Source organism: Lysinibacillus sp. HST-98 (assembly GCF_016757845.1).
GTDB lineage: Bacteria > Bacillota > Bacilli > Bacillales_A > Planococcaceae > Lysinibacillus > Lysinibacillus capsici.
On sequence record NZ_JAENHX010000002.1, the window covers coordinates 39,744 to 65,063 of the forward strand.

Sequence of the window (25,320 nt, forward strand, 5' to 3'; positions counted from 1 at the left end):
GTGGAAGTAGTAGTATTTGATCGGGAGTGGATTGAAGAACAGTTTGAAACACTTCCATTATGGCAACAGTCGGCCTATACAGATTTTGCTGCCACGATTGCGGATGAAGCGAATACGTTTCCGTGTATACCAGCAAGAATGGGCTTTTTATCAAACCATTTGCGCTATAGTTTTATCGGGGATCCACGGGAAGAGCAATCGGTTAAAATGTTAGCACAATGCTTAAAGGACTATACGAAAGCGTCACGAACTTTCGGGAAGTATACAACTCTTACTGTGTTCTTTCATACCCCTCACGATATGCAAGATAGCTTTGAGGTGGCAGATTATCAGCAGTTATTTTGGTCCATATTAAATAATTTAACCAATTTGGATGAGATGAATTGGCCTGAGGGAATACCAATGGAGCCTACTCACCATGAATGGGAGTTTTGCTTTCATGGTGAACCCTATTTTATCTCTTGTGCAACACCAGCTCATAAATTGCGGAAGAGTCGTCATTTTTCCACTTTATTAATGGCCATTCAACCACGTTGGATCTTCGATGATATAAACGACACAACAGCCTTTGGGCGAAAAATCAAAAAGCTCATTCGTCAGCGGATTGCAGACTACGACACAGTCCCAGGACATCCAGATTTAAAATGGTATGGGCAAGAAGATAGTTATGAATGGAAACAATACTTCTTAAGTGATGATAACCATAGTCCATCTAAATGTCCTTTTTTAAGGATGTCTCAGGCAAATGGTTCATTACGTAATGTTTTTTTGCCTTTTCACAACAATCCAGGTCGCCACACTGATTAAGACTATAAAGAGCAGGCTCACGTAAAAACCGAGTCTGCTTGTTTTTTCACCTAAAGTTCCAGATACCGTCACAGCAATGAGCAACATCCCCATACCATTCTTTACATGCCCCCACTTTGTTAACTCCATGAGCTTCCAGTAGGTCACTAAAATAAAAAGCCAATTATAGATCAACATTAAACCCGCCGCTGTAATCAAATATTCAAAGATTTTTTCTGGCATCAAAAAACCAATTACAATTGTGATTACTAGTCCACTCGTTAAAAATAAAAGGGCTGGAAAAGGAACTTTCATTTTTCCTTTCTTTGCAAGTACTGCCGGTGCATCATGATCCTCTGCAAGTGTAGTGAGAATGGTGACCACCGCATAAAGCGAGGCCACCATTGTTGAAAAACCAGCAATGATTAGCACACCATTAAATATATCTGCCACATAAGGGATATGGTATCCTTGAAGCGCTGTAATAAAAGGACTTTCATCGATCGAAAAGTCTTTCCACGTAACGAGTGCTAATGCAAGGGCGATGGCCATGATGAAAATAACGGTAATCACGATCAGCATAATTCTCCCCGCTTTTGGCGCCTCTTTTGGATTTTTCAAATCGATGACCATTAAACCCATCACTTCAATTCCTCCGTAGGCATAAAAGGCATAAAGTAATCCGAGCCAAATACCTTTTAGTCCTTGTGAAAAAAATGCTTCATAATTAGCCTGAAGTGAAGCCATTGTAGTAGATGGTGTACCTCTCATGATGATGACCACTGCTACAATAATGAACATAACGATGGCAGCTGCCTTTAAGGCACCGAAGATATTTTGGAAATTTTCAAAGCCCTTCATGCCTGTGAGAATAACTACTAAACCAATAGCAGCATAAATCGAGGCAGCAACCCACAGGGGCAGCGCCGGAAACCAAAATTTCGTAAAAATGCCGAGCGCCATCAGCTGGCTTCCCATGATTAATAGCTCAGAAATTAAGTACACCCAGCCATTGCTAAATCCTGCCCAGCGTCCAAAGGCTTGCTTGGCATAGGTACGAAATGAGCCTTTATCTGGGTTTTCCACAGACATTTTAACAAGTGCATCATACACGATATACGTACAAATGGCTGCTAATAAAAAAGGAATTAATACCGCAGGCCCACTTTTATGAATGGCCATACTTGTCCCAAGAAAAAAACCCGTTCCTAAAGTACAACCTATACCAAGAAGCGAAAGCTGCCACCAGGCCATACTTCCTTTAGCTGATTTTGAAGTCATTGTTCTCAACCCTTCGTTACGTTCTTACCAATGGCAATGTCATACATCGAATGCCACCACCGCCTTTTTCAAGCTCAGTGACATCAACTTCAAGCAAGTTTTTATTCTTCAGTAGTGGATGCGCCAATAATTGTTGTGGCTTTGCCTGCTTACTTATTATGATTGTTTCTGGATTCAGGTTAATAAAGTTGATGTCTGGAATGGTCTTATACGAGTCAAGCCAGTAAACATCCAAACCATGACGCTTTAAAAATGACTCTACCATATCAAAACGATTGCTTTGAACTGTTAATACCTGAACAGGATAATGGCGTACAAAGCTTTTAGCAACAACCAGATTCGCGTTTACAACATTACAATTCATATCTAAATGCAGCGTATCATTGCTTTTCGGTAAATCAATTACGGCAATTTCAGAAAACCCCTCCTGAAAAATGCTTTCCTTTAAGCTTTCGATAGCTTCTATCGATGTTCTCATTCCAAGATTAATAAGCACAGCATCTTTATTTAAAATTAACAAATCTCCGCATTCGAAGGAATGAAGCGGTTGCAAATTAGTTTTCCATTGTTGTGGAAACCATTTTTCTAATAGTGAATGTGCAAGAGGGTACTCTGGTTTTCTAAGTGAGCTTCCAGCATTTCCAAGTAAAAGTCGATTCCCAATGACACAGGCTAGGTCACGCACAAAATAACGATTAAGCAGCTGTTCACTTAATAGCTGCTGATCATGAGCTAGTTCCCTTGCATAATCAAGTACATGTACCCCTGCGTTTTCGAATGTTGTCTTGAATGCCATGAAATTATCCATTGCCTTCTGATGGTTGACTGCATCACTCCAACCAACCTGCTCTGCTATTGTTAAATCCGTTACATCTACGACGGAAGGTGCACAAAGCATCACCACTTTCAGTTCTCCATGTTCTGACCAACAATTTAGTTGAAATGAATCCATTCAAGTATTCTCTCCTTCTTCACAACAATCTCTGTTAGCGTTACCATTGACTTTCAGATTATACAAGGACCATAATCAAGAAAATTTCCCCAATTAAATGTAGGTATTAAACAATCGTTTGACCTGGTTTGGTGGTCTATTACTGTAAAAAAGATAGAAGGGAGGATGGGGACTTCCTGGTAGTTTGATGAAATTAGGCAAGGGCTTAAAGAATACTGTTAAAAGGACTAGCCATTACGGATTTACAGTTACTAGGTGGTTTTTCACGTACTAATTGTTACCTTAAAGTCAACAGTACGCCGTTACCGCAATTTTTCTATACAAGAGATGGACTCGATCATTTAGTGATTGATTACAATGAATCAGAGACACGGCAATATTTATGTCTTCTCCATTTACCAAACGATTTAAAAGACCATCGATATATCACATAATTAATTTAGAGAGAAAACAAGCCGTTCTCTCTCTAATTGTCATGTAAAATATTCTAATTTTGCTTGAGGGAAAAATTTCTGCATATAACCATACAAATGCTCTTTTATATCTTCCTCTTCCTCTTTTTGATAGATATATTTACCAATGCCGTATTTACCCCATTTATATCGTCTTACCGTCTCGTCGAGCTCTAGCTTTGTCATTGGATAATTTTTTTCAATCACTCGTTTTGCAGGTTTTGTAAAGCGATGTTGAATAAATTCAAAGGTGATGTCATCGCGCACATCCTTTGGCAATTCAGCATCCAATCGCTCAAACATACGATAATAGCCCTCCTGCCAGCCATCATGAAGATAGATTGGCGCAACAATAAATCCGAGTGGGTATCCAGCTCTTGCCACTTTCCCCGCTGCCTCAATGCGCTTTTCCAATGGTGATGTACCTGGCTCAAAGTGCTTAATCACATAATCAGCATTGACACTAAAACGAAACCTTGTACGACCATTATGCTTGGCATCTAATAAATGATCCACATGATGGAATTTTGTTACAAATCGTAACTGACCTAGCTCACTTTGTCCAAAATGCTCAATGGCTCGCTTTAAGGTATGTGTAAGATGATCAATCCCTACAATGTCAGAAGTACAGGATGCCTCAAAGCGAGTGATGTCAGGTGCTCGTTCTGCCATATAGTGGTCGGCCTGTTCTAGGATTTCATCGACATTGACATACGTCCGAATATAAGGTTTGCTACCCATAGTTGTTTGTAAATAGCAATAATGACAATGTCCCATACAGCCAGTCGCAAATGGGATGGCATATTCCGCTGAGGGCTTAGATGTATCAAACTTTAATGTTTTTCGAATACCCACTACTAAGGTCGATTTTGCTACCCGATACTTTTGAAAATCATTGTCTCCAGGAAGGTTTCTCACTTGATTATGGGAAGTTGTATAGCGAATTTCAATTCCCATCTGCTCAAACTTCTCTTTTAGCTCCTGACCTAATGGATACTGGAGGGCATCTGGCTCAAAATAAACAAGCTGAGGGGTAAATGGCTTCATCATGTGAGTCCTCCCTTAATGAAAATACTGGTGATAGGCCTGTTCAGCCGCCATCTCGCTTGCAAAAATTACCATGTCATTTGTGATTGGATAATATGTTTCAAATAAAAATAGAGCTAGCTCCTCTGGTTTTTCTGGATGATAAACGACTGCCGCTTCCTGTATATTCGTTACATCTTGAATATGTGGATTGCGGTAAAAAATATAAACAATATCACCCACATCAAATGGTTGTTGCATCTCTTCACCTTCCTCTGCCTTTCCATTAGTTTGGTGAAAGTGTACAAAAAATATGTCATAAAAAATTTAGTTGGTAAAATACAATACATTTTCGGTTATTTTTTAATAAAATAGCAAGCTAGTGATGGTATAAACAATTATGAGCAAGAAAATTGCCACTACCTAAGCATTGTAACGTCCTTCAATTTAACCTGCTTTATTCAACTCTCCTGCGTCGAATAGTGCGACGATATCCACTCAAAATCCCCTAACTCTTTTCAGTCCAGTTATAAGGAAAGAAAGCCAGAAAAAGTATCCATACTGCGTGTGGTTAAATTTCCCTCAAAAGGCAAAAGGGTGAAACTTTTATGCTGCTCATACGTTAAATTAGGTGTCATGCTAAGTCAATCAAATGGCATGCAGAAGGGTGGAATTTATGAAAAAAATATGGACTTTACTTTTTACTGCGATACTTATTGTACCGTTATTATTGCAGCCGGCAACCGCACAAGCGGCAAAAGCCATTACAATTAATGTGGATGGGGTTCAATTAAAAACCGATCAGCCACCAGCGATGATTCAAGGACGTGTTATGTTGCCACTTAGAGCGATCTTTGAAGCATTGAATGCAAGCGTAAACTGGGACCAAAAGACTCAAACAGTCACAGGGATAAAAGGTGATACAACGGTAGTTCTCAAGATTAAATCAAAGACAGCTACTATTAATAACCAGACCGTAACGCTTGATGTACCAGCACAGGTATTAAAAGGTAGAACAATGGTGCCAGTTCGCTTCGTCAGTGAAGCACTTGGTCAGGATGTTGATTGGAACTCGGAAAAGCAGCAAGTATCTATTAAAACTGACAAAGACACTCCAAGTAATAATAGTATTGCTCCAGTGAGCAATGTGTCAGTTCGAGATGTGAATGATCAGGGAGATGGGCGTGATCTTGAGGTTAACTTCACTAAATCGTCTACAGAATCATACGTAGATCATTATCGGGTTATGGTTGTGAAGGCTTCTAAAAGTTTTAATGTTTCATCAGCTCTGAAAGTCTCCTCTTCCAATTATTCGGTGGTATCGACTTCAAATTCGAATCGTGCCGTAACTTTATCGCAAAGCTCACGAGATGTGGACGGAGACTACATAAAAAATGATCAGTCTTATGTGGTTTATATACTTGCCATTGGCAAAGGTTCTTATTCTAGCGTATTATCAACTTCTTCTCCGAAGATTACACTAACAAACATGTCTACTGTTACTGCGGTAACAAATGTGAAGATTAGCGATATTAACGATTTTGGCGATGGACGTGATGTCTCAGTTAGCTTTACTCGTCCACAAAATGATAGCAATACTTCCAATTACCGTGTGTTTATAGTAAAGACCAAGGATGCTAACAATTTTAGTCTTACCACTGCGAATAATTTATCCAGCAATTATTATACAACAGTGGAAAAATCAGGAAGCAACGACAGTACGTTGATAGCAACTCTGTCCTCCTCAACACGAGATACTTCAGGTGACTTTATAAAGCATAACGAATCCTACACAGCGTTCGTTATGTCTGTAAGTAATACGAATTCGGGCATGAATAAACTCTCGCCTGCTTCATTATCAGTAACGCTTACTGTATCTACTCCGACTATTACACAAGTTGATGATGTTAATGATTTTGGTGATGGACGCGATTTGAGAGTTAGCTTCAACAAAGTGTCTGATGAATCTAATGTTAACTCTTACCGAATTTTTGTTGTAAGAGCTAACAACTATACGAACTTTACATTGACAAAAGCCAACAGTTTATCTAACACTTATTACACACAAGTGAACAAAACAGGCAACAATATTACTCAGGTACTCTCTGCAGGGGCAAAAGATACTGACGGTTATACCATTCAAAATGGCGTTAGCTATCGTGTATTTATTATGGCAGTAAATAACAACTCTGCAAATAATGTGCTATCTTCAGCCTCCAATACGATTTCGCTGCTTAGCAACAATGTGGGTGCAGTGTCGAATATTATTGCCAGCGATGTGAGCGATTATGGTACCGGTCGCGACCTCTTTGTGTCATTCAATAAAGCTGTTGATGAGACACCTATTAATCACTATCGAATTATGGTGGTACCAACAGCAAATTACAATAGTTTTAGTCTGACGGATGCTAATAGCGTATCCAGCAGCAATTACACGACTATTAACAAAACTGGGAAATCCACATATGAGCAAGCGTTATCTGAAAATACTCGGGATGTACGCGGAAATTCTATTAAAGAAGGTACGAACTACCGTATCTATGTATTGACGGTTGCCAATGGAAATACCATAGGAAACAATGCGCTAACTGCCGCAACATCTACGATTACACTAACTAAAAACTTCACTGTGCAAGCTGTAACTAATCTAAATGTTGCAGATATAGATGATAAAGGGGATGGCCGTGATGTGCAAGTAACATTCACGAAGCCTACGGATGAATCGAATGTTAATCATTATCGGATTCTAATGGTACCAACTGCATATTACAGTAGCTTTAATCTTTCACAAGCCAATAGTAGCTCTTATTACATCACAGAAGGCAAAGGTGGAAATTTAGTAGCAAATAGAACATTGGATGGGATTAGGGATGTACGAGGTAATTTTATTACAGAAGGAACTAGCTATCGCGTCTATGTACTGACTGTTGCAAATGGTAACTCTTCAAATGCCTATGCACTATCCTCTCCTTCATCTGTGATTACAATTAGTAAAAGCAAAGCTGTTCAGGCAGTAAGCAATATTAATGTAAGCGATGTTGGTGATTCTGGAGATGGTCGAGATCTACAGATATCGTTTACAAAACCTTCTGATGAATCAAATATAGATAGTTACCGTATTCTAGTTGTACCCGCATCAAAGGCAAATGACTTTGATCTGAACACGGCTATTAGAGCAACTAATTATACAGGTTGGGGTAAAGGCCAGTATAGTATGAAATTGGGAGCTACTAGTAAAGATACAGACGGTAGACTTATAACGAATGGCGAAGAATATCGCGTATATATATTGTCTGTAGGTAGTGGAAATTCTAAGGAAATGTATAGCTTATCCTACCCATCTTCCTACATTGCTTTGGAAGACCTTTCAGCCTCTGGATCAGTGGAGAAAGTGACACTTAGTATTTTGAATAAGGGATATAAATATAACGATATAAACATTAGCTTTGATGTCAAAAATAGTCAAAGCGTAACGGAGTATAGAGTGTTTATGTTACCTAAGGATAAAGCAGATAGTTTCAAATTGGAGGATGCTATTAAAAGTACACATAGTACTAGAATTTTTCCGAATAGCCTTCCCAACGTTAGCCAAGCGCTAAGCACACCTTTAGATGCATTTGGTAATCAACTTGATTCATCTACAGAATATGTTGCTAAGGTTCTGATTTTGGCGAAAGGAACTTATTCGCTATCAAACATATCCAATAATTCCGTGCAACTCCAGAAATCTCCTGATAATATCAATAATGAGGCGTCCCAAGACCCTCAAATTAATTAATTGGTCCATTATTTTTTATAGCAGGTACTCCCTATGGCGTATACATCACCATAGGGAGTACTTTCTTGTTTTGTAATAATGGATTACTTTTTATGGCTCGTATACTGAACGACAACTTCCTATAGTTCCTTTGTCATCTGTACCTGCTCTGTTGTCACCTTTAATCCTTGCTTCAATAAATAGCTCGTTGCTGGATTGCTCGCTAAGAAATTCACTGTCGTCAAATGGACTTTATCTGTTGTAATACTTGCTAAAAACTGCGGGAGTAAATCTACATTACTATCTTCTAGTATTACCAATTGGTAAAGTAGAATACGTTCCACCTCACCACATTCATTCCACAAGGTTTTGTATAGCATATAGCCCAGTGGTTCATTGCTATCATTATAAAACACCCTTGCTTCTCCCTGCTTTACGCTCTGCCAGCTACACTGCCATGGAACATTTTCCTGATAGAAAGATCGATGTGCTAGCTGCTCTGGGCGAATGGCCTCTATTTGAAGGGCTACTGTAGGTATCGCCTTCGCTTCATACTCGCCACTTAAAAATAATAATTGATTGGCAACCACATAGCCATATTTTTTATACAAAGCAATGGCTACTTGATTTTCCTTAATCGCTTCTAACGTGCCCAATTCAACATTTTCTCGCTTATAGATAGCTAGGGTTTCCTCCATTAGTAGGCGCGAGACTCCCTTACCACGATACGCTGGAGAAATACCAGTCCCCCCATTCCAAGCTGTTTTTTGGCCGTCGATGGTACGAAAGCCATTCATCACAATGGCAATTGGTTCCTCTTGATCAAAAACAACGATAGAATGCTCAGGAGATAACCCCTCCCCCACTAGTCGCTGTAAAAACATTTCTGCTGTCATATTAATTTCAATAAAATAACCTTCAAAGCCTTTGTTCCATGCTTTCAATACTTCATCTAATGTGCATTGTGCAACTGTTTTAATCTTCATACTCTCCCTCTTTTCAAATGGAATCTAATGCTGCTAAATTTTCTAAGGTTAGTTTTCTCACAATCTCATAACCTTGTCCTTGACCTTTAGGCTTTATGACAACCGTCCCCATATTCGAAATGATACCCAGCCCCACATCTCTTGGAAAGCTATGACCAATAATTATGTTGTTTATGCCCTCGGGTGGGATGATTTCCAGCATTGTTTTAGAAAACGTTAATATACTGCTTTGCACTACTGTAGGAAGACTGCCACCTAGCATAAAGATTTCAAACAAGAAGGGGTCAATTTGGATATTGCTGTTTGGAAATGCCAAACGTGCTGTTTCAATGGTCCGACAAAAAGGACTGGTAGTGATGGTGGAAAGGATGGGAATTTGCCAATAGCGTAGCATTTGACCATAATAAATTGCCTCCCTACGACCTTGATCTGATAAATTCCGTTGATTTTGACAACTTTGAAATGTACCATATGCTTGATCTACACCAATAGTTGCTGTCCCATGTCTTGCATATAAAGTGAGCCCACCCCTTCTCAATAACGCTAGGAGACCCTTTTCCATTTTCTTCATCTCCTTCATCATATCACTTTCTACTTTGTAATGTATGTGCTATACATAGAAAAAACTCCCCACAACTTTTTGTAGGAAGCTTTTTTTGTTATTTTATTGGAATTCTGACAATAGCAGTCGTTTCTGAATGTTTTGATGAATCAATTGAAATATGACCATTATATTTAGTAACAATTTCTTTGACAATAAATAAGCCTTGTCCTCTTAGTCTACCATTCTCATGTTTTTTCGTTGAAAATCCTTGTTTAAATATTTGATCAGGATTCGCAATATTTGGCCCTGTATTGGTAATTTTAAATTCATACTGTGATTCATCTGCAGTACAGCAAATCTTAATTTTACGTTGTTCCTCAGGTAAGTCAACAGCAGCATCAATCGCATTATCAATTAAATTGGATAGAATCTTGATTAAATCTGTCGTTTTAATCCTATTAAAGTCATTTTGAGAAATCGTAAAATCCATATCAATATGATGATTTTGAGCCGTTAATTTCTTCGTTTGCAATAAAATGGACAAACCTGGATGATCAATATTTAATTTTAATGACTTAATCGCTTGCACTTCTTTCGATAGTGAGGATAAATATTGTTTCGCCTGATCTGTTTTTTCTAATTGTAATAAACCATGTAACACTTGAATATGGTTTGTAAAATCATGACGTAGGGACGACACCGAAGTAATCAATGTTTTGATTTCTGCTAGATACGTGTCTTCTGTAGCGCCAACTTCCTTCGCCACCTCTTTTTGATACCATCTTTGTAAAAATAAAAAAGAACCGATGACAATTAAAATAAGTACACCATTAAAAATAAAATTAAATAGGTTGTCTTCAATGACTTTACCCTTAATACCATTTAGCGTATCTGCACTAATGTCAATGCCTAAATACCCGATAATTGTTCCATTATCATCTTTGATGGGTGCACCAACAGATAAATAAGACCCATGTTTAGAATCATGAATTACCTCTGTAACATAGGTTTCACCATTATAGGCCTTTTCTACATGCTTTGCAGGAACAGTACAAACCACGCCAATACCGAAGCCCTCTTTCATTTCTTTTGGCATGCCTGTAATCATGGCTATAGATACTTCAGGATTATCCACCTTTAAAGTGTAAACAAATAGTGCACCTAATTTGATCCTAGCATCGTTTAAATAATTTCTTACTTTCCAATAATAATCATTTTCCTGTGGATTATTTAAAAATTGCTGATAGGCATCCGTATCAATGGATGCAGCAATAGAATGGGCTGCCTCTAAACTTTGATTGGCAATCGACTCTTCAACGGTCTTTTTTATTTTTACATAGGATGTAAAGACGTTTAAACTTGTAAACAAACATAATAAAATCGTTGATAGAATTAATATTAGTTTTATTTTTCTATTTTTCATAAAAAACGGTACTTCCTCATCTATAAATATTCTAGAATATTATTATATTATAATTAACTCTATTTTTTTGTTTGTAAAGCAAACATTGCTTGTATATCCTACATAAATTAAAACACAAAATCAATTTTTATTTTATTCATACCCAAAATTACACACTGTAACAAATAGTTTAATAATCCCTGACAAGAAAGTAAACTAAAAAGGTAAGCAATAATCTTTTATGTCTCATTTCCTAATTTAAATGGAAAATTAAAAGACTAACAAAAAGATCAGGTATCCACTATACCTGATCTTTAATAAAATTACTTATTTTTTTTTCCTGAAGTACGTGTTCGATCCTGGGGCTTTAAAAAGGCTGGCCGTTTACTGTAGCCCTTTGGAGAAGGCCGTAGTAATGACCTAGCAACATCCTCCTTTTCGAAATCGGCACTAAAGTTAATATATGGCACTCCCAAGACTCTCATATTTGCAGTGTATAAAAGAATGAAAAACACGGATATAAAAAAACCAAATAAACCAAAAAACGCCGAAGCCATAATAATGATTAATCGAAAAATACTCATAGCCGTCACAAAGGATTGATTGACCAATGTAAATGCAGCGATACTAGAAATGGCAATTACAACAATCATTGAGGGGCTTGTAACACCTGCTTTAATAGCAGCATCTCCAATAATTAGCCCCCCTACCACACTAACTGAGCCACTGACTGCACTTGGAAGACGTAAGTTGGCTTCACGAAACAATTCAAACATAAATAGCATCATTAAAATTTCTAGAATAGTTGGGAAAGGCAATCCCGTTCTCGATTCGACAACTGTTGCAAGTAGTAGAAATGGAAGCTGTTCTTGATGATAAGTCGTCAATGCAAGCCAAAAACCTGGCAGCAGCATACTTATTAATATTCCGACAATTCTGAGTAATCGTTCCATCGAGCTAACAATGATTGGGTACTCATTATCCTCTGCTGATTTAAAGAGTAACATAATATTCGTAGGTGTAATCATGGCATAGGACACACCATCAATCATTAAGAGTATTCTTCCTCTAATTAACGCCTGCATAGCAAAATCAGGTCTACCTGTATAATCATGTCTTGGAAGAATGGTCGCTGTCTTTTCAACTGTTTCCATTAATAAGTCGCCATTGATAACAATATCCGTATCAATTTTTTGTAATTGAAGTCGAATTTGTTCCAGCATATCTAAATTTACGATGTCTTCCATATATAATATGGCTACGGTTGTTTTAGAACGCTTGCCAATTTCTAATGTCTCTACACTAAAAGAATTAGTGGGTAATCGTTTTCTTAATAAAGCAATATTAATAAAAACGTCTTCAATAAAGTCATCTCTAGGTCCCTTTACTACTAGTTCTAATGTTGTTTCCCCGGGCTCTCGATTGGGTCTTTTTGAAATATCACTAGAATAAAGTAATTGATTTTCTTCAAAATACAATAAGACATGTCCTTTATAGACCCTAGTTACCGCATCCTCTTTCGATAAAATCTTTTGTAAATAGGGAATGTGTAAATGCTGTTCGATTTCTTCCTCTAGCATGTCCTCAGTGACATTGCTTAACAAAGATTGAACACGTTGAACAACCACAGTTTGAAGAATTTGCTCATTGACCATTGCATCACAAGTTATCAAATGTACTGTATATTGCTGAAAATTATATTGTTGGAAAATCACATCAGCAGAGCGTTGAAATAGTGATTTCAACATTTTCAAATTAATTTGTTCCATTGATGAAATACTTCTCATCTCCTACTGAGCCAGCTCAAGATTAGTACATTTATGAAAACAATCACATTCAATAAATACACTTAAGCATATTTTTCCCATGGTTGTTCAAAATATTCAAAGAAACAAATGTTGTGACGACTATTCAAATTGTCCTGAACCAATCATTTTCTTTAGATTTGCCATCTCAATTGCAGACATTGCCGCATCATAGCCTTTATTACCAGATTTCGTTCCTGCACGTTCAATTGCCTGTTCAATATTTTCGGTAGTAACAATTCCAAAAATAACAGGTACATTCGTTGACAATGACACATTGGCAATGCCTTTTGCAGATTCATTACAAACATAGTCATAGTGTGTTGTAGAGCCACGAATAACAGTACCTAAACCAATAATGGCATCATATTTCTTTGTTTCTGCCAGTTGTTTTGCCATAAAAGGAACTTCAAAAGCCCCTGGTACCCATGCAACATCAATAAATGCAGGATCAACCCCATGACGAGTTAAACCATCCATTGCCCCATCCAATAATTTGCTAGTAATGAACTCATTAAAACGACCCACTACTACTGCAATTTTCAAATCCGTTCCAATTAATTGTGCTTCAAATGTTTGACCCATTGTTTTTTCTCCTTTTTACATAGAAATTTTAGATTTATTAGTGGATAATTGTTTACGATATGCAACCAATGCTTCTATCGATATCATTTTTAAGCCATGATGTGCAGCGAACTTTGTCAGTTCTTCAAACCGAAGCATGTGCCCATCATCCCCCATAATTTCGCAAATAACACCTGCTGGTACACTATCACAAAGCTTCGCTAGATCAATCGTCGCCTCTGTGTGCCCTCTCCGTTGCAGCACTCCTTGCTCTTTCGCAATCAACGGAAAAATATGGCCTGGTCGACGAAAATCAGTCGGCTTAGCTTGCTTTTCTATCATCCTTTGTATCGTTAGCGCACGCTCAAAGGCGCTAATCCCTGTCGTTGTTTCTACATGGTCGATGCTTATCGTAAATGCGGTTTGATGGTTATCCGTATTGTGCTGAACCATTGGATATAAATCTAGCTTTTGTGCAAGCTGCTGCGAAATCGGCGTACAAATTAAACCTCTACCATTGGTTGCCATAAAGTTGATTGTTGCTGGTGTGATGAATTCAGCGAGTGCCAGAAGATCTCCTTCATTTTCTCGATCCTCATCATCAACCACCACAATCATATTGCCGTGCCTTAAATCCTCTATGGCTTCTTCAATTGAATGTAGCATGATGATCAACTCCTATTCTATGATTTAAAAACCATGTTGTGCTAAATAATCTCTTGTAATAGCTGGCGTTGTTTGCCCTTTTTTTAATTGCCCTATAATGTATTTTCCGACTAAATCGGTTTCAATATTAACGATTGCTCCAACCCTCTTCAAACCTAAAACGGTTTCTTTGTAAGTATGAGGAATGAGCGAAATCGTGACACTATTGGCTTCAACATGAAAAAGGGTTAAGCTTGTGCCATCAATTGTTATGGAACCCTTTGGAATACAAAAGTTGGTTAGTTCCTCAGACATTTCGATATCAATATAAACGGCGTTTGCCACTGGACGTTTTCGCAAAATTTTGCCGACTCCATCAACATGACCAGCAACAAAATGACCTCCAAATCGTCCATTAGCAGGCATGGCCCGCTCCAAATTAACAGAATCACCTATTGCCAGCTGCTGTAAATTTGTTGCTTTGACTGTTTCAGGCATAACATCCATCGTAAGCTGCTGTTGTGTGAAATGGGTCACCGTTAAACAAACTCCATTGACCGCTATACTGTCACCAAGCTTGACATCCTCCGTTATCTTGGCTGATTGAATCGTAATTTTCATACTGTTCCGATCGCTTTGCACGGCTTTTATGATACCAATATCCTCTACAAGTCCAGTAAACATTCCATCACCTACTCTACTTTATTAGCACTTCTATTCTTTACTTTTAAAGTTGATCCACCTTTTTTTGTGCCTTATCCTTATCCTTCTCCCTTCTCTCGTTAACAATATAAAAATAAAAACCCCTTTACATCAAAGGGGTTTTGGGAGTATAAGACATCAACAAATAAGCCTATTTGAAAACAATTTTTTCATAGACTGTTATCTCATTCGTTCTTCTCCCATCCAGACTATCACTGTCGGTTTTGGATTTGCACCAAATCAGCTTGCGCTCACGGACTTTGAATTGCTTCATCACCGCCGATTGGGAATTTCACCCTACCCCGAAGAACATCTTCTATTCGATTGTAGCTAAATAAAAAAACTTCCCACAAGGTGATTGGGAAGTTTTGTAATAAATGCATAGTCAAATAAACCTTCTAAATTAGAATCAATTTAAAAAGTTCGCATTTTTACCCTTCTCCCATCCAGACTGTAACTGTCGGTTTTGGATTTGCACCAAATCAGCTTGCGCTCACGGACTTTGAATTGCTTCATCACCGCCGATCGGGAATTTCACCCTACCCCGAAGAATATTTTTATTTAGCTAGTCTTACGATAACACTATTTTATTATATTATCCATCCTTCTTTTTAAATTTTTTTGGAAGCATAAATTTTAAACAGCTCTGACGAGACTTAAAAAATGTAAAAGATGTTATTAAAATGATGACATTTAACCTGTTAATGGAACTTCTTAATCAAAAAAACGTTCCTTTACAAGTGACTATTCAGTGTAGCCGTTTGGAGGTCATTTACTTGACATTTTTAAAAAATATACCTTTTAAACAAGCTATTTTCTATGCCCTATTAGCATTCTGTTGTGGGGTTTCGATTGTTTTCGTACATCATAATGAACAATTTTATGATCGACCGATAGCGAAAATAACGCAAGTGGATGTAACAAAATCAGAACCAATGACAGACATGTATGAAAATAGGGATTTTTTATTTACACAGGAAATTATGGCCATTATCAAAAATGGTCAGCATAAGGGGCAATCCATTCATTTGACGAATGACTATTCTTCGTCTGGTGCTTTTGATCAAGAATACCATGTAGGCAATGAAATCTTTGTCACGCTAGATGGTCGCACAGCACAATCAGTTTTAACAGGAACCATTGTCGATTTAAAACGTGATCAAACCATGGTAATGATTGCATGGATTTTTATTTTTGCCCTACTTATTATAGGTAAAAGACAAGGCTTATTTTCTATCATTAGCCTGGTGGTCAATGCTGTGATTTTATCATTCGCATTAGATCTTTATGTGAAGCATGGGGGCGTAAGCCTATTAGTAGTCAGCGGCATTTGTGCGGTGCTATTTACAATTATCTCGCTACTACTTATTAGTGGATTAAATACAAAAACATATGTAGCCATCGTGTCCACACTTTTAGGCACTATTCTAGCGCTTATCATAAGCTCTATTGTAATGTGGTTGACAGGTGAAAATGGTCTTCGTTATGAAGAAATGCAATTTTTAACGCGTCCCTATCGTACCGTCTTTATGGCAGGTTTATTTATTGGCTCACTCGGGGCAGTAATGGATGTTTCTATTACAATGGCTTCCTCGATTTTTGCTTTATACGAGCAAGATCCTACGATCCCTGTCAAAGCACTTAAATCTTCGGGACATGAAATCGGTAAAGATATCATGGGTACTATTACAAGTATTTTATTCTTTGCCTACCTTTGCGGCTCCATACCTATGATTATTCTCTATTTAAAAAATTCTTCCACATTAGGGCTTACATTGTCCTTAAATCTTTCTTTAGAATTAGCCCGTGCCTTAGCAGGGGGTATTGGTGTTGTCCTTACGATTCCTATTAGTCTGTATACCGCTATATTTTTCATTAATCGAAAGAGGGTTCGAGAATGAATGTTGTCGTCTTATTAGCAGTTATATTGTGCGTGTTAATGGTTCTAGTCGGCGGTAGACAGGGGATACGCTCATTTCTTTCTTTATTCCTAAACTTTGGTGTACTCTTTGTCACCATTTTTTTAATGACAAACCCTAAAAATAGCCCTATCATCTTGACGTTTATTGCCTGTACGATCATTAGCTGTATTAGCCTTTTCTATATCAATAAAACAAATAGTAAAACCATTACAGCCTTTATCTCGACGATGGTGACGATAGTTGTGTTACTACTCTTTATTACCTTTGTAACGGAAAAGTCGATGATCCAAGGGTTTGGCGAAGAATCAACTGAAGAAATCAGCATCTTTTCTCTCTACATTGGTGTTAATTTTGTGCAGATTGGTGCATCAGTCATCATTATGAGTACGATAGGTGCCATTATGGATGTAGCTATTTCTATCGCTACCTCCATGCATGAGATTTTTTATCGTAATCCTTCGATTAGTAGAAAAAACCTATTTGCAGCTGGCTTAAGTATAGGAAGAGATATATTAGGAACCGATACCAATACGTTATTTTTTGCTTTCTTTGGTGGCTATTTAAGCTTGTTAATCTGGTTCAAGGACCTCTCCTATTCGATTGGAGAAATTGTTAACTCCAAAGTTTTTAGTGCAGAAATGACAACCATTTTTTGTGCAGGTATCGGCATTGCACTGATTATTCCGATTGCCTCCTGCATCAATGCCTATTATTTAATTCGTACACGCGAAAAAGCAGAAAAACTTTTATAAAAATTACCAGCACCTATCATAAAACAAAATAATGCCGAGGTGTCTCAATGGACTTTTGAGACACCTCTTTTTGTTGTAGCATTTCCATTGCAATCGCCTCATTTTCTGATAATATTTACCATAAGATGTTTACGTACGCTCAAAATGGTGGTTATTTCAAGATTACTAGATCGCCAATTCCATGTAACATTTTTTAGCATAGAACGTCAATACAACGAGATGAAAAAGGAGAAAGTTTGCAATGAAGCATATTATCTTTGATTTTGATGGGACGCTGGCAGATTCTACTGCTGTGTTTGCATCAGCATGGAATACTTTAGCCCAAAAATATAAATTTAAAGGCATTGAATTGAAGGAAATTGATACATTAAAAAAATTATCAATTTCAGAACGCAGTAAGTTATTCGACTTTCCAATGTATAAGTTGCCTATGATTTTACCGCAATTTTATAAATTATATCGCCAATCATTAAATGATGTTCATCTGTTCGAGGGAATGAAGGAAGTATTAATAGAGATTAATAAAAGAGGCTATAAAATCCTGATTATTTCCTCAAACTCTAAAGAGAATATTTTAGAATTTCTTAAAATGAATGGTATTCATTGTGTAGCAGATGTACTTTGCTCCAACCGCATTTTTGGTAAGGACAAAGTAATGAAAAAGTTTTTAAAGGAAGCGAATGTTGACTCATCTGACGTCGTATACATTGGTGACGAGCAAAGGGATATTGTTGCGTGTAAGAAAGCCGGAGTACCAATTATTTGGGTGGAATGGGGCTATGATGCCAAAGAGGTCGTGCAAAATGAAGAACCTGAATACAGTGTCACAACACCACAGGAAATTTTAGAGATCATTTAATCATGAAAAAGGATAATAGCACTTGTCTATTATCCTTTTTATATAACTATCCTTTGATGTCACTAATTTGCATAAGCTTTTCTGCTGTACTATTAACCCCTTTGTAGGCATCTGTTAATTCATGCATACTCGCAGCAAACTGCTGTGTAAACGCAGCAATTTGATTCGATGATGCATTGACCTGATCGATGGATTGTTTAATGTTTTCTAGTTGCACAGTTATGCTATCAGCACTTTCTGTACTACTCTGAGACATTTTTTGTATTTCAGAAGCGACCACCGCAAAGCCACGCCCATGCTCACCTGAACGTGCCGCTTCTATGGATGCGTTTAGACCAAGAATTCTCGATTTCATAGCTAAATCTTTTACTAAATGGACAATCACATTAATTTGTTCTATATCGCCTGTCATCGATTCTGAGAAATTAGACAACTCTTCCAAACGATTGGATACATCCTTACTGGCAGTGGCTAATCCTTCATTTGTAGCTGTCATTTCTTCTACAGCACTTGAAAGCTCGGTTGCCAGTAGGCGCATACTATCCATTTTTTCATTGGAAATAATGGCACTTACTACGCCAATAACACGTCCTCCTTCAAAAATAGGCTGGGCAGAGGCAATATAGGCCATACCAAAACCTTCTGCACCACGCTCCTCTTTTACAAATTCCCCTGAACTTAACGCTATTTCTGTTGCTGTACCTCGATATTTATGTACTGGATCACCAACCCCAACTTTTAAGTCAACCTTTTTTCCTGGTTTGTAGGCAAGCACTCTTTCCGTATCTGCCACGATGACACAAGCATCCTCTGGGTAAGTTGCTTGGTATAAATCAATCGAATCAATAGTTGCTTGTAGTTTAGGATGCATTGTCATTTCCTCCCTAAAATTTTCTGAACTGTATCAATTTAACTATATCATGCGATCCGAAAAAAGACACCAACGTCTAGTGGTGTCTCATTACAAGATTATGATTTTTTCAATAATTCTACATATTTTTCTGCCGTTCGAATTTCAATTGTTAGAGAATTCGCTCCATAGCTTGCCTTAATTAAAAATGGTACATCATTTGAGTTTTGAAACCTAAAATCTAACGTATCATAAGATACCGTAGCATCTCTTCCTTTTGGGACATATCCTACATCTAACGAATGATGATGGCGCTCAACATATTTGATAGGAATTTGGTCTACTGCATTAAACAAGGTTGAAGAAGTTTGACAGATTCCACCGCCAATTCCCATGACCACCTTCTTATTAATAATTTCAGGTGCGGGTTGATAGCCATTTGCCTCATCTCTGGGGCCTACAATTGTATTAAAAGAAAAATAATCGCCACTGCCTACAATCACATTATGAATGGCTCTGGCAGACAGCTCAATATTTTTATTTCTTCCTAAATCAGCACGATTGAAATAAGTTGTATAAGATGCAACAACCACTTCCTCTAATAAAGGAAGATCCTCAAGATAATAGCCACTTTCTGTTATATAGAGCGGCATTTCTACCTGACCACCAGTCGCAGAAGCTTCGATAATACGCTCCACTAGCTCACTTTCCTTTAAAATAATTTGCGGCTTCCCCTTAATGACTTGCCCGTTTTCATCCAATCGATCAAGCAGCATACGCTGATCATAGCCATTTGATGTGTCCGTTCCTCTCGCCCATTCCCTTGCTAATTGTTCTAGATGTTTTTGATAGGCCTGTGGATCCGTATCGAAGCCAAATTCCTTTGGAGATATTGTTTTAAGTACCTTACTCGTAGTTGGATCAACAACCTCTACAATAGGATCAATCATTTGTTCATATGTAACAGGTTGCTGTACTTCCTCACGTTGTTGAATTTCTTGTTCTAGCTTGTTATGATGGACTGCTTCTTTTTCACAACCTACTAGACCTATCATACAGATAACGCAGCATGTAGTTAACCACTTCTTTTTCAACCATAACACCACCTCTATCTTCATACTACAGAGACATCTTATTCGTCTATTGCTAATAGTGTGTTGTTTTTTGGTTATTTTTATTTGTCAAGACAGCAAAAACACGCTACATTATCCTTACGCCTGACATATCTCCAATTTGATGTTTCAAAAGATGAGCATCAACCTGTAAAGTTGTTTTTACTGCTCGATTTAGGAGAATTTAAAAAGTAATATACGCTTCCAATCCGGTATACTTTAGAATTTAACGCGAAAAAGAGCATCTACTAGCTATCCCAAAAGCCAATAGATACTCTTTCTTTTTTATTTTTGAATAAACATTTGTGTCCAGTAATTACCTTCCCGTACATAGCCTACACCAATATGTGTGTAGCTTTTATTAAGGATATTGGCACGGTGTCCTTCACTGTTCATCCAGGCCGTTACAACTTCCTGTGCGGAACGTTGGCCCTTCGCGATATTTTCACCAGCAGATTTATACGTAATACCGAAGTTTTTCATCATAGTAAAAGGTGTACCATACGTTGGACTTGTGTGGTCAAAGTAATTTTTATCGTGCATATCTTGCGACTTATATTTAGCTACCCTTGATAGCTCCCAATCTTCTTGCAATGCTGGTAGACCTGCTTTTGCCCGTTCTGCATTGACAAGTTTAACAACCTCTTGTTCAACTGTTGCCTGTTCTTTTACAGGGACGTTAATTTTTTGTCCCGGAGAAATTTGATTTTGGTTGGCAAGTTGTGGGTTGGCATCGATTAATTCCTGTACACCCGTTTCTGTTTTTAATGCTATTTTCCATAGAGTATCACCAGATGTCACCGTATAGGATTCGGCGGCCATTGCCGCAACTGGCATTAATAATGAAGTTGCTACTACTGAAGCTAGTGTTGCTTTTTTTAATTTTTTAAACATGTTAATCACCCTTCCTAATTGCTCTACCATTATCCTAAATAGTTTCTGAGCCATAATCATCACAAAATATTTGGAAGGATTTTTACAATTGTATGACAAGCTCGCCATATGTTTGGTTAAAGTCCTTTATCTCGCTATTCTTTCCCATCGGAATTGTCATCAAGTTGCAATATGTTTGTATTGGCATACATTACTAATAGATTCAGTAATCAATTGCTGCACATTATATCCTATTTTGCTAATTGTTTACGCTGTAATCGATAAATTAAGAGAATATAAAGCCAATCATAAAAGAGCGTTGCTACAGAAATAATGGTAATTAATGGTGTGCGGAAGTATAGATAAAAGCCCACCGCTGCAAATAATGTACCCACCATCTTACAAACTGCTATCCCCATTGATTGACCAGCTAAATTCCCTCTTTGCAATAATAAAGCAATAAATAGTCCTGACATCATAAGATTTTGAAAGAATGCTACGTACTTTCCTTCGAAATCTTGAAAGTCATAGACTATACCTAAAATGATCAGCATGCTAAAAATTAAAGTGATCAAAAAGGAGAAATACAATAGCTTTTTTGATAGCATCTTTCGATATTCATTTGGAGCATACCGTAAAAATTGCATCAAAATAAAGACATCCAATACAAACCAAATGAGCGTAATATAGCGTTGCAGGTCATTTTGTGGATAGAAAAAGGCAAAGATAAATTCCCATGAAATATTGGCACAAATAGCGACCATAGGCATACCATAGGTTTTATCTTGCCATCCTTTGTAAATAACAAGTATATATGTAAAAATCCAAAAAAGACCCATTCCTACTTGGCAAATTAGTAATATGTCTTGTTCACTCAACATTCACGCTCTCCCCCCTCTCTAGCATTCCTTCTACTATATGAGGAAATCGATTCTTTATGTCTAAAAGTTTGATAGACGGGTAAAGGAGTAGCTAAATAGTAAAAAACGGCAACCTATACATTCCATAAGCAATCCTATATAGTAAAATGAGGTGATTAAATGAAAATAAAAATGTATATAGATAATGAGCAATTTATCGCAGGAACGACCTTAAAAGATCAGATGGAAGTAGAACACAATAATATGGCTTTGCATAGTTGCCATGATGTTCAAGCTATCATTAACAATCGTCAGCATTTAGCTGCGACATTGAACTGTGATTTGCAAAACTTTATTTGTACAGAGCAAACACATAGTGCGAACTTTCATAAAGTCACATTAGCGGATCAAGGACGAGGAGCTGCGCAAATGGATACAGCGGTGAAGAATATAGACGCGCTTTATACGGTAGAGCCTAACTTACTTTTATGTAGTTTTACGGCAGATTGCGTGCCCGTTATTTTTTATAATGCTGTGAATGGACTTGCCGGTGTGATTCATTCGGGATGGCAAGGAACAGTCAAAGAAATAACACCCAAACTGTTTCAGCATCTTATGAATGAAGAACAGTGTCGACCTGAGGACTTCCATGTTCAAATCGGTATGGCACTGAGTCAGCAGAAATTTGAGGTAGACACAGACGTTTATGAAAAATTTCACAGTCTTGGTTATGCAGAAGAATTTATGTATTACAATGCAGAAACGAAAAAATACCATATTGATAATCAACAGACAGTCAAAAAGCAATGTGAGCTTGCGGGTATTCCCGCGAATCAAATACAAATTGATGAAACCTGTACATTCCTTAGTCCCGATGGCTTTTCTTATCGTCAAGACAAACAAGCTGGAAGACATTTAAGCTTTATTATGCGAAAAACACACTAACAGCAAAGACCCTTCTTATCGAATGGGTCTTTGCTGTTATTTTAAAGTACCTGTACTAATAATGGACGTTTCTACATGGACATTCACGTCTAATTTTCTAATAAGCTCTCTTGTTTTTTTCGATGTCCATTTTCCATGATAATACATTCTAAATTCTTCACTTAAGCCAGCTGGGTCTACCTCTGTTTTATTTAATCGCGCTAAAAATTCACTAATATCCTGTTCCAGCTGTTTATTCACATCTTTTTCCAGATCACTAATCCTTTCAACTGTAAATAAATGTGATTCTCTTTCTCCCTTATATTCGCTTAATGTACCCTTTATTTTTAAGAAAATCGTTAATTTGGGTGATTCCATATTTTTATTACTCTCTTTTTTCACACTGCTCTCGATTAAATCAATCATTACCTTTTCTTCTCCATGTCCTGCATTTAGATCAAGGTGCAAAGGAGCAAGATTTTTCTGTCCACTTAAGGCTTGGATAACTAGTGCTTCCTCAGGTTTAATTAATTCGTGCATCTGATTCCCTTTAAATATGGCAACACCTTTAATCTCTAATTTCTCCCCTCGTTTTTCTACATAGGGTAATACTGTATCCACTACAGGATTTGTAATCGAGTACATAAAATCATGAATATTGGTATTGGGGTTAAAAGCAGTATTAATACTCGGCTCTAATAGATTGTTTAAATAAAAATTAATACTTGGCTTATCAGGATAATCCCCTTTTAAAATCGCTTCCGCATTATCCTTCACAACAGCTATCAATACTTTATTACCTACTTCCGCATTGCGATACAAGTGCTGAACGATTTTTCGAACATTCCCTTTCCGCGCAAAATCTTCGTTTACTAAGACAACGCGCAATTGATTGAAGACTATTTTCTTATCTGATTGCTTTTCTATTTCCACGATGCCGCTTGATACTAAATCTGTTGTGATAGAAAAAGTTTGTGTGTCTTTTTCTGCGTCTGGAGAATATTGGGGGATCGCTACTGTGAGTCTCATCTGGTTCTCATCGATATAGTCAAAAGCCATCGAGTCTACCATCCCAACATCCTCTAGAGGAACTTTTATTTCTTTTTTAGAACAGCCTGCAAGTAAAATTAAAATCAAAAAAGAAATGATGCATAGATGTTTATTTTTCATACCTGCACCTGCTTTTTTCGAATAACATATATCAGGATTAAAAACACTGGCCAACTTACCAGCACATAGCCTACATAGTTACTTGCCATAAATAATTTTTCTTGGAATTCACGCGAAAAGGGCATTTTTACAATAAAGAAAATGATACAGGCGATGATATACAGCGGATAACTTTGCATTTTCTTTTTAATGAAGGTATCCATACCCCTTTTTGCACACCATACATAGGCTGTAATCGAGGATAAGATTAGAAAAACCCAAAGCGTAATGCCAATGATATCGATTCGCTCAATAAAGGTAAATTCTCCTGCCTTAAATAGGTTTAATACTGAAAACTCTACATTCTTTAATTGCCACTCTGAATAATACATGACGCTAATAGCTGTTGTGATAAAGCATAAAAATATACTAATCCAAATACCGATTAAGGAATGACGAAATGCTTTTTTTTGATCGATGATATATGGAAAATAAAACAGAATTAATTCGTAACCAAGGATAGAAAAATACCCTTGCTTTAACGCTTCATAAAATTCCTTAGGCGTAAAATTAAATAGAGGCAAAAAATGACTTGGATCACCTTTTTCAATGGCCCAGCGCGTAAAATAGAATAATCCAATGGTAATAAAAAATGTCATTATACAAAACCGTGCAATAGATTTAATACCCCCACTTACAATGTAAATAAGTAGCAGTAAAAAGCAAAGGACAGGCATGGTGATGGTTTGTTCCTGCAATGCTGTACTTTGAATTAAGTGCATATAATTACTAATAATCCCTGCACTAAAAACAATAAATTGAATAATGACGAGTAGATTTATAAACTTTCCGAGCCATTTTCCCAATAATATTTCATTCATTCGAAATAAATCATCATTGGGAAACTTCGAACAAAGCCATACCATCGCAAATAGTGTCAGGCTAGCAATCACACCAAAGAGAAGAGGCATAAATGATTGTGTATAGCCCATAGGACTTAATTTCTGAGGGAGCGAAAGGATACCGGTACCAATCATAATACTTTGCGCTAAGAAGATGACATGATAACGATTTAACACCTTTCCTTTTGTTGTATTCAAAGTTAACCACCTCATTC

General features: G+C 37.2%; 23 protein-coding genes and 2 riboswitches. Of the genes, 6 read left to right on the plus strand and 17 right to left on the minus strand.

Going from position 1 to position 25,320, the window contains the following annotated elements:
- Complete coding sequence (locus JIN86_RS05710; RefSeq protein WP_202341447.1) at positions 1–807, plus strand: YqcI/YcgG family protein; 807 nt, start codon at positions 1–3, stop codon at positions 805–807.
- Here JIN86_RS05710 and JIN86_RS05715 read toward each other — a convergent pair.
- The 4 genes from JIN86_RS05715 to JIN86_RS05730 all read right to left on the minus strand — a co-directional run bounded on the left by JIN86_RS05715 (position 754) and on the right by JIN86_RS05730 (position 4,758).
- Positions 754–2,067: an amino acid permease gene (locus tag JIN86_RS05715; RefSeq protein ID WP_202341448.1), complete on the minus strand. Its 1,314-nt coding sequence runs from the start codon at positions 2,065–2,067 to the stop codon at positions 754–756. The two genes, JIN86_RS05710 and JIN86_RS05715, sit on opposite strands and share 54 nt — an antisense overlap.
- A gap of 16 nt (positions 2,068–2,083) precedes the next feature.
- Positions 2,084–3,019, minus strand: coding sequence for an arginine deiminase family protein (locus tag JIN86_RS05720; protein ID WP_202341449.1), 936 nt, complete (start codon positions 3,017–3,019; stop codon positions 2,084–2,086).
- Positions 3,020–3,492: 473 nt separating this feature from the next.
- On the minus strand, positions 3,493–4,521 hold the full coding sequence (gene splB, locus JIN86_RS05725) for a spore photoproduct lyase (protein ID WP_036219626.1): 1,029 nt from the start codon (positions 4,519–4,521) through the stop codon (positions 3,493–3,495).
- Between the two features lie 12 nt (positions 4,522–4,533).
- Positions 4,534–4,758 carry a transcriptional regulator SplA domain-containing protein gene (locus JIN86_RS05730; RefSeq protein WP_004232790.1) on the minus strand — a complete coding sequence of 75 codons (225 nt, stop codon included), beginning with the start codon at positions 4,756–4,758 and terminating at the stop codon, positions 4,534–4,536.
- A gap of 415 nt (positions 4,759–5,173) precedes the next feature.
- On the opposite strand from JIN86_RS05730, the gene JIN86_RS05735 reads away from it, so the two are divergent.
- Positions 5,174–8,275, plus strand: coding sequence for a copper amine oxidase N-terminal domain-containing protein (locus JIN86_RS05735; RefSeq protein WP_202341450.1), 3,102 nt, complete (start codon positions 5,174–5,176; stop codon positions 8,273–8,275).
- 119 nt (positions 8,276–8,394) lie between these two features.
- Here the strand turns inward: JIN86_RS05735 and JIN86_RS05740 are convergent, their stop codons facing one another.
- The 7 genes from JIN86_RS05740 to ribE all read right to left on the minus strand — a co-directional run bounded on the left by JIN86_RS05740 (position 8,395) and on the right by ribE (position 14,884).
- Positions 8,395–9,240, minus strand: a complete 846-nt coding sequence (locus JIN86_RS05740; RefSeq protein WP_202341451.1) for a GNAT family N-acetyltransferase — start codon at positions 9,238–9,240, stop codon at positions 8,395–8,397.
- Between the two features lie 13 nt (positions 9,241–9,253).
- The gene (locus tag JIN86_RS05745; RefSeq protein ID WP_202341452.1) at positions 9,254–9,802 is read right to left on the minus strand and encodes a histidine phosphatase family protein; all 549 of its coding nucleotides are present in this window, start codon (positions 9,800–9,802) and stop codon (positions 9,254–9,256) included.
- A 97-nt stretch (positions 9,803–9,899) separates the two neighbouring features.
- The gene (locus JIN86_RS05750; RefSeq protein ID WP_004232783.1) at positions 9,900–11,207 is read right to left on the minus strand and encodes an ATP-binding protein; all 1,308 of its coding nucleotides are present in this window, start codon (positions 11,205–11,207) and stop codon (positions 9,900–9,902) included.
- A gap of 302 nt (positions 11,208–11,509) precedes the next feature.
- Positions 11,510–12,955 (minus strand): spore germination protein, encoded by a 1,446-nt coding sequence (locus tag JIN86_RS05755; protein WP_004232782.1) that lies wholly within the window; start codon positions 12,953–12,955, stop codon positions 11,510–11,512.
- Positions 12,956–13,093: 138 nt separating this feature from the next.
- Complete coding sequence (gene ribH, locus JIN86_RS05760) at positions 13,094–13,576, minus strand: 6,7-dimethyl-8-ribityllumazine synthase (protein ID WP_004232781.1); 483 nt, start codon at positions 13,574–13,576, stop codon at positions 13,094–13,096.
- Between the two features lie 15 nt (positions 13,577–13,591).
- Positions 13,592–14,221, minus strand: coding sequence for a 3,4-dihydroxy-2-butanone-4-phosphate synthase (gene ribB, locus JIN86_RS05765; RefSeq protein WP_004232780.1), 630 nt, complete (start codon positions 14,219–14,221; stop codon positions 13,592–13,594).
- Between the two features lie 24 nt (positions 14,222–14,245).
- On the minus strand, positions 14,246–14,884 hold the full coding sequence (ribE, locus tag JIN86_RS05770; protein ID WP_004232779.1) for a riboflavin synthase: 639 nt from the start codon (positions 14,882–14,884) through the stop codon (positions 14,246–14,248).
- A 206-nt stretch (positions 14,885–15,090) separates the two neighbouring features.
- Positions 15,091–15,216: riboswitch (FMN riboswitch) on the minus strand.
- Between the two features lie 116 nt (positions 15,217–15,332).
- Positions 15,333–15,458, minus strand: a riboswitch (FMN riboswitch).
- Between the two features lie 220 nt (positions 15,459–15,678).
- On the opposite strand from ribE, the gene JIN86_RS05775 reads away from it, so the two are divergent.
- The 3 genes from JIN86_RS05775 (at position 15,679) to JIN86_RS05785 (ending at position 18,435) form a co-directional block, all read left to right on the plus strand.
- Positions 15,679–16,803, plus strand: coding sequence for a YibE/F family protein (locus tag JIN86_RS05775; RefSeq protein ID WP_202341453.1), 1,125 nt, complete (start codon positions 15,679–15,681; stop codon positions 16,801–16,803).
- Entirely contained in the window at positions 16,800–17,576 is a 777-nt protein-coding gene (locus tag JIN86_RS05780; protein WP_004232773.1) for a YibE/F family protein, read from the plus strand. The genes JIN86_RS05775 and JIN86_RS05780 overlap by 4 nt, the downstream gene beginning before the upstream one ends.
- Positions 17,577–17,817: 241 nt before the next feature.
- A complete protein-coding gene (locus JIN86_RS05785) occupies positions 17,818–18,435 on the plus strand; it encodes an HAD-IA family hydrolase (protein WP_004232771.1) in 618 nt (205 codons plus the stop codon).
- A 46-nt stretch (positions 18,436–18,481) separates the two neighbouring features.
- Here JIN86_RS05785 and JIN86_RS05790 read toward each other — a convergent pair whose 3' ends face one another.
- The 4 genes from JIN86_RS05790 to JIN86_RS05805 form a co-directional block, all read right to left on the minus strand.
- A complete protein-coding gene (locus JIN86_RS05790) occupies positions 18,482–19,306 on the minus strand; it encodes a methyl-accepting chemotaxis protein (RefSeq protein ID WP_009374105.1) in 825 nt (274 codons plus the stop codon).
- Positions 19,307–19,404: 98 nt separating this feature from the next.
- Entirely contained in the window at positions 19,405–20,379 is a 975-nt protein-coding gene (locus JIN86_RS05795) for a VanW family protein (protein ID WP_009374106.1), read from the minus strand.
- 303 nt (positions 20,380–20,682) lie between these two features.
- Positions 20,683–21,291: a CAP domain-containing protein gene (locus JIN86_RS05800; protein ID WP_202341454.1), complete on the minus strand. Its 609-nt coding sequence runs from the start codon at positions 21,289–21,291 to the stop codon at positions 20,683–20,685.
- Positions 21,292–21,521: 230 nt separating this feature from the next.
- Complete coding sequence (locus JIN86_RS05805) at positions 21,522–22,151, minus strand: transmembrane-type terpene cyclase (protein WP_004232764.1); 630 nt, start codon at positions 22,149–22,151, stop codon at positions 21,522–21,524.
- A 159-nt stretch (positions 22,152–22,310) separates the two neighbouring features.
- Here JIN86_RS05805 and pgeF point away from each other — a divergent pair, with 159 nt between their 5' ends.
- Positions 22,311–23,075 (plus strand): peptidoglycan editing factor PgeF, encoded by a 765-nt coding sequence (pgeF, locus tag JIN86_RS05810; protein ID WP_202341455.1) that lies wholly within the window; start codon positions 22,311–22,313, stop codon positions 23,073–23,075.
- 36 nt (positions 23,076–23,111) lie between these two features.
- Here the strand turns inward: pgeF and JIN86_RS05815 are convergent, their stop codons facing one another.
- Positions 23,112–24,224, minus strand: coding sequence for a Ger(x)C family spore germination protein (locus JIN86_RS05815; protein ID WP_202341456.1), 1,113 nt, complete (start codon positions 24,222–24,224; stop codon positions 23,112–23,114).
- Positions 24,221–25,303, minus strand: coding sequence for a GerAB/ArcD/ProY family transporter (locus tag JIN86_RS05820; protein ID WP_202341457.1), 1,083 nt, complete (start codon positions 25,301–25,303; stop codon positions 24,221–24,223). Before JIN86_RS05820 ends, JIN86_RS05815 begins: the two co-directional genes overlap by 4 nt.
- Positions 25,304–25,320: the final 17 nt, after the last annotated feature.

Bases quoted from the DNA above. Each gene is read 5' to 3' on its own strand.
- JIN86_RS05815 (WP_202341456.1), bottom strand. From the start codon at position 24,224: ATGAAAAATAAACATCTATGCATCATTTCTTTTTTGATTTTAATTTTA.
- pgeF (WP_202341455.1), top strand. From the start codon at position 22,311: ATGAAAATAAAAATGTATATAGATAATGAGCAATTTATCGCAGGAACG.
- JIN86_RS05745 (WP_202341452.1), bottom strand. From the start codon at position 9,802: ATGGAAAAGGGTCTCCTAGCGTTATTGAGAAGGGGTGGGCTCACTTTA.
- JIN86_RS05780 (WP_004232773.1), top strand. From the start codon at position 16,800: ATGAATGTTGTCGTCTTATTAGCAGTTATATTGTGCGTGTTAATGGTT.
- ribB (WP_004232780.1), bottom strand. From the start codon at position 14,221: ATGCTACATTCAATTGAAGAAGCCATAGAGGATTTAAGGCACGGCAAT.
- ribH (WP_004232781.1), bottom strand. From the start codon at position 13,576: ATGGGTCAAACATTTGAAGCACAATTAATTGGAACGGATTTGAAAATT.
- splB (WP_036219626.1), bottom strand. From the start codon at position 4,521: ATGATGAAGCCATTTACCCCTCAGCTTGTTTATTTTGAGCCAGATGCC.
- JIN86_RS05800 (WP_202341454.1), bottom strand. From the start codon at position 21,291: ATGTTTAAAAAATTAAAAAAAGCAACACTAGCTTCAGTAGTAGCAACT.
- JIN86_RS05735 (WP_202341450.1), top strand. From the start codon at position 5,174: ATGAAAAAAATATGGACTTTACTTTTTACTGCGATACTTATTGTACCG.
- JIN86_RS05750 (WP_004232783.1), bottom strand. From the start codon at position 11,207: ATGAAAAATAGAAAAATAAAACTAATATTAATTCTATCAACGATTTTA.
- JIN86_RS05720 (WP_202341449.1), bottom strand. From the start codon at position 3,019: ATGGATTCATTTCAACTAAATTGTTGGTCAGAACATGGAGAACTGAAA.
- JIN86_RS05790 (WP_009374105.1), bottom strand. From the start codon at position 19,306: ATGCATCCTAAACTACAAGCAACTATTGATTCGATTGATTTATACCAA.
- JIN86_RS05715 (WP_202341448.1), bottom strand. From the start codon at position 2,067: ATGACTTCAAAATCAGCTAAAGGAAGTATGGCCTGGTGGCAGCTTTCG.
- ribE (WP_004232779.1), bottom strand. From the start codon at position 14,884: ATGTTTACTGGACTTGTAGAGGATATTGGTATCATAAAAGCCGTGCAA.
- JIN86_RS05785 (WP_004232771.1), top strand. From the start codon at position 17,818: ATGAAGCATATTATCTTTGATTTTGATGGGACGCTGGCAGATTCTACT.
- JIN86_RS05740 (WP_202341451.1), bottom strand. From the start codon at position 9,240: ATGAAGATTAAAACAGTTGCACAATGCACATTAGATGAAGTATTGAAA.
- JIN86_RS05730 (WP_004232790.1), bottom strand. From the start codon at position 4,758: ATGCAACAACCATTTGATGTGGGTGATATTGTTTATATTTTTTACCGC.
- JIN86_RS05755 (WP_004232782.1), bottom strand. From the start codon at position 12,955: ATGGAACAAATTAATTTGAAAATGTTGAAATCACTATTTCAACGCTCT.
- JIN86_RS05805 (WP_004232764.1), bottom strand. From the start codon at position 22,151: ATGTTGAGTGAACAAGACATATTACTAATTTGCCAAGTAGGAATGGGT.